At 69.5% G+C, this 4,433-nt stretch carries 3 protein-coding genes; all 3 read left to right on the forward strand.

Annotated elements, in window-relative coordinates; all coding sequences use genetic code 11:
• On the forward strand, positions 1–1,625 hold a 1,625-nt coding region (locus ACFU8Q_RS39495; RefSeq protein ID WP_384464461.1), incomplete at its 5' end, for a peptidase C14.
• A 223-nt stretch (positions 1,626–1,848) separates the two neighbouring features.
• The gene (locus ACFU8Q_RS39500) at positions 1,849–3,105 is read left to right on the forward strand and encodes a Gfo/Idh/MocA family protein (RefSeq protein ID WP_384464464.1); all 1,257 of its coding nucleotides are present in this window, start codon (positions 1,849–1,851) and stop codon (positions 3,103–3,105) included.
• 47 nt (positions 3,106–3,152) lie between these two features.
• The gene (locus ACFU8Q_RS39505; protein WP_384464467.1) at positions 3,153–4,409 is read left to right on the forward strand and encodes an ABC transporter substrate-binding protein; all 1,257 of its coding nucleotides are present in this window, start codon (positions 3,153–3,155) and stop codon (positions 4,407–4,409) included.
• Positions 4,410–4,433: the final 24 nt, after the last annotated feature.

A 4,433-nucleotide genomic window follows, 5' to 3' on the forward strand; every position in this document is an offset into this window, starting at 1 on the left:
ACCGCATACGCACCGAAGGCATCGAGAAGAACACCCACGACAACCCCTTCGGCGCCGTCCTCTCCTTCCGCGGCACCCCCACCGACACCACCGTCGAACACACCCTGAGCACGGCGATGCCGGACCTCTCGGACCTGTTCGAGGTGGGCGACTCGTCGAAGTTCGCCGTCGGCCAGTGGTGGGCCGTGGAGATCAACGCCCTGGCGGGGAAGTACGAGAAGGAGATCCAGCGCCTCGTCCAGGTCACCGATGTGGTCGACTCGACGCACATCCGGGTCAACTACCAGATCGGCTGGGACCTGGCCGCCGGCCGCACCCTCACCTGGACCCGGATCGAACCCGTCGACCGCGCCCATGTCCGCAACATGGTCTTCGAGGGCTGGGGCGACGACGAGATGACCGGCTCGCACCCGGTCGCGTACGAGTACGCGGTGCGCTGCGACGTCTCCGGGATCGAGGCCATCGGCACCTTCTGGCCCGTGGTGATGCGCCGCTGGTGCACGTACTACCGCACCGAGCAGTGCTCGCTGACCAACCCCAAGTCCGTCACGTACGGCGGCGCGGGCTATCTCACCCAGCAGATCTACTGCCTGTACGGGCACGTCGAGGACTGTCACACGTCCAACGCCCGTCATCTCAACGACTTCACGGCCTCCGCCTACTGCTACGTCACCAACTGCCACGGCGACGGTGACGACGAGGGCCCGTTCGTGACGCACGGACAGTTCGAGCACGACCTCGTCTACACCGGCAACTCCGGGCTGATGACGTTCGCCAACTCCGGTGCCGCCTGGGGCGGCAGGGCCAAGCGGATCACCGTCCGCCGACACGCCTGCTCCTGGTTCGTGGCCCGCGTCAAGATCACCGATCTGACGCTGGAGGACGTCCTGGTCATCGGCAAGAAGTCCCTGGCCGGCTCCGGCATGCTCTGGGTCAACGCCGACGGGGTGCAGATGCGCGGCTGTACGGCCACCGGTCCGCTGATCGTCTCCCGGGCCTCGGACCTGTCCGCCCGCCCCAATGTGATCGCCGACTCCTCGTTCGCCTTCGCGCCGGGCGCGGAGATAACCCAGGCCAATGTGACCGTCCCGCTCACCCTCCAGCGCAACACGCTGAAGGGCGTCGACGGCGCGGTCCTCAACGGCACCGGGCCGCTCGTCATCGACCAGTGCACGCTGACCGGCTCCAAGGACACCGCCCCGGTCTCGCTCGCGCACGCCGACATCACCGTCCTCGGCGGTGAACTCCGCGACACCGGACTGAAGTTGACCTCGGCGAAGGACCAGCGGCTGCGCATCGACGGCACGCGGCTGTCCGGCACCAACAAGGACGGCGCCCTGCTCGCCCGTACCGGCTCCGGACGCACCGTCGACTGGCAGCTCACCGGCCTCGACTCGACCGCGCCCAAGGGCACCGCCCATGTGCTGGTCACCGAGGGCCCCAACCGCTACCGGGCCACCGGCTCCACCTTCACCGGCGGCCGGCTCGAACTGCGGCCCACGGCGTTCGGCGGCACCGCCAGCCATCTGCTGCACACCGGCTGCGTCGAGGACGGCACCGAGCGCACCGCCCTGCCGGACGAGGGCGACCGCGTCGCCCACACGGCCGCCACGCTGCGCTTCTGACCACCTGGGGGTCTCTCGTTCGGATCACGTCGGGCTCGCGAGGTCCGGCACGCACGCTCGCGGCGTTGTCGTCGGTCTTCCCCAAGCTCTCGGCTCCGCTCGAGCGGGGGAGACCCCATCCGGCTCCCTCCTCCGCCTTGCGATCGCACGCACCGGATCCCGCCCTCTGATCCGGCCTGATCCGAACGAAAGACCCCAACCCATCGACCACCAGGGAATCCCCGTGTCCACGCATACCCCGATCACCGGCCGGCCCGTACGGGTCGCGCTCGTCGGCGCCGGCAACCGCGGTCTGACGTACGCCGAGTGGATCAAGGCGCACCCCGAGCGCGCCGAACTCGTCGCCGTCGCCGATCCGCGCCCCGCCGCGCGGGCCGCCGCCGGCGCACCCGTCGAGTTCGACGACTGGCGGCCGCTGGTCGAGAACCGCATCGCCGACGCCGTCGTCGTCGCCACCCAGGACCGCTTCCACGTAGAGCCGGTACTGGCCCTGGCCGAGGCCGGATACGCGATCCTCGCCGAGAAGCCCCTCGCCCCGACCGAGGAGGAGACCCGGCGGATCGTCGAGGGTGTGGAGCGGGCCGGGGTCCTGTTCGCGGTGTGCCATGTCATGCGGTACACCCCGTACACCGACCTGGTGAAGGAGGTCGTGGGCTCCGGCGTGCTCGGTCAGCTGGTCTCCCTCGACCATCTGGAGCCGGTCGGCTGGTGGCACTACGCCCACAGTTATGTGCGCGGGCCGTGGCGCAGCGAGAAGGACTCCTCCCCGATGCTGCTCGCCAAGTCCTGCCACGACCTGGACTGGATCACATACGTCATGGGCGGCCGGATCGAACAGGTCACGAGCTTCGGCGGGCTGAAGCACTTCCGGCCGGAGAACGCCCCGGCCGGGTCCGCCGACCGCTGCCTCGACTGTGCGGTCGAGTCCGGCTGCCCGTACAGCGCGCTGAAGCTGTACCTGCCGACGCTGCGCGAGAAGGGCGCGGTCTGGCCGGTCACCCATGTCACCGAGGCGACCGACGAAGCCGGGCTGGTACAGGCGCTGCGCGAGGGACCGTACGGCGTCTGCGCGTACCGCGGCGACAACGACGTGGTCGACCACCAGGTCCTCGCGATGCAGCTGACGGACGGGGTGACCGCGACCTTCCAGATGGTGGCGTTCACCGAGCAGACACACCGGCAGACCCGGATCTTCGGCTCGCACGGCTGGCTCATCGGTGACGGTGAGCGGGTCACCGTGCAGGACTTCCGGACCGGTGAGTCCACCGTTCATGAACTCGGCGCGTCCGGTTCGAACGCGGCCGACGGGCACGGCGGCGGGGACGCCGCGCTCGTCGAGGCGTTCGTCACCGCCGTCGCCACCGGCGACGCCGGGGCCGTCCGCTCCGGTCCCGCCACCTCGCTCGGCAGTCATCTCGCGGCGTTCGCCGCCGAACGTGCCCGGCACACCGGCACCGTGCAGACGGTCCCGGCCCAGTGACACCCCCTCTTCCCGGCCCCACCCTCACGTCCTCGGAGGACCACCTCATGTCCCGTCTTCTCACCCGCCGTTCCAGAGTCCGTGCCGTCGCCGCGCCCGTCCTGGCCACCGCGCTCGCCGCCGGTGTGCTGGCCGGCTGTTCCGGCAGCGGCAGCGACGACAACACCGTGACCATGTGGACCTACCCGGTCATCTTCGACGAGGCCAAGAACAAGGCGTACTGGGACGGTCTCATCAAGGCGTTCGAGAAGGAGCACGCGGGCGTCAAGGTGAAGGTGGAGACCTTCCCGTGGGCCAACCGCGACACCGCGCTGGCCACCGCGATCGCCTCCGGCAAGGGCCCCGACGCGGTCTACCTGATCCCGGACCAGCTGCCGAAGTACGCCAAGAGCATCGTCCCGGCCGACGACTACATGCCCGCCGCCGCCAAGTCGGACTACACGGACTTCGCGCTGAAGTCCGTCACGGTCGACGGCAAGGCCCTCGCCACCCCGATCCTGACCAGCGCCAACCCGCTGATCTGCGACAAGCGGGTGTTCGCCGCCATCGGCGAGAAGAACTACCCGACGAGCTGGGCGGACCTTCAGGCGCTGGCACCGAAGCTGAAGAAGAAGGGCTACTACGCCACCACCTACTACGGCGACACCCAGCAGACGCTCAACATGACCTTCTACCCGCTGCTGTGGCAGGCCGGCGGCGACGTCTTCTCCGAGGACGGCAAGAACGTCACCTTCAACGACGCGGCGGGCGTCAAGGCCCTGACGTACCTGAAGGAACTCGTCGACGGCGGCTACACCGACAAGGACCTGGTCACCACCACGCCGAAGCTGGAGCAGACCCCGACCGCCAAGGGCAAGATCGCCTGTACCTGGCAGAACACCCCGGCGGACGTCGAGCCGTTCTGGGGCAAGGAGAACATCGTCGTCCAGCCGCCGCTGAAGGACGCCGAGTCGGTCGGTTACGGCACGGTCGGCGCCCTGTCGATGCTGAAGGGCGCCGACAAGAAGAACACCGGCGACTGGCTGAACTTCGTCGCCGAGTCGAAGAACGCGGCCGGTCTGCAGAAGGCGGCGGGCTACTTCCCGGCCCGTAAGTCCGGTGGCGACCTGTACCCGGACGACGCGCTGCAGACGACGGTCGGCGCGACGCTGCCGAGCATGACCGTGGGTCCGCTCCAGGACAAGGCCCGTGAGGTCCAGGGCGTGCTCGCACCGGAGATCCAGGCGGCGCTGCTGGGCAAGAAGAGCCCGCAGGAGGCGCTGAACGCCGCGCAGAAGGCCGCGCAGGCGATGCTCGGCCGCTGAACACGCGCGGGGCCGGGGTCCGGC

The sequence above is a fragment of the Streptomyces sp. NPDC057543 genome, assembly GCF_042801895.1.
Classification (GTDB): domain Bacteria; phylum Actinomycetota; class Actinomycetes; order Streptomycetales; family Streptomycetaceae; genus Streptomyces.

What these genes read in the sequence shown, in the direction of transcription:
- ACFU8Q_RS39505 (WP_384464467.1), top strand. Translation starts at nt 3,153, where the DNA reads ATGTCCCGTCTTCTCACCCGCCGTTCCAGAGTCCGTGCCGTCGCCGCG.